Below are 302 nucleotides of genomic sequence, written 5' to 3'. Positions count from 1 at the left end.
CCGCCGTTCAGCCGGACCCGGCATTCCTGACCCGAAACGCGGTCGACCACGCCTTCCAGCGTGTTGTTCTCGCCGATGAAGCTCGCCACCAAGGAGCTTTGCGGCGTGTTGTAGAGATCGTCCGGCGAACCGAGCTGGGCGATGGCGCCATTGTTGACGACCGCGACCCGGTCCGACATCGTCAGCGCCTCGCTCTGGTCGTGTGTGACATAGACGATGGTGACGCCGAGCATCGTGTGGATCTGCTTGATCTCAAGCTGCATGTGCTCGCGCAATTTCTTGTCGAGCGCGCCGAGCGGCTC

1 pseudogene is annotated in these 302 nt (G+C 62.9%); it reads right to left on the bottom strand.

The annotated features are described in order from the left end of the window. A pseudogene (locus EN852_RS38875) lies at nt 1–302 on the bottom strand (Fe3+/spermidine/putrescine ABC transporter ATP-binding protein); the annotation flags it as partial.

This window comes from Mesorhizobium sp. M2E.F.Ca.ET.209.01.1.1, from assembly GCF_004010375.2.
Classification (GTDB): Bacteria; Pseudomonadota; Alphaproteobacteria; order Rhizobiales; family Rhizobiaceae; genus Mesorhizobium.
The sequence above is the reverse complement of the archived record's forward strand: the minus strand, read 5'-3'. Positions and strand labels throughout refer to the sequence as shown.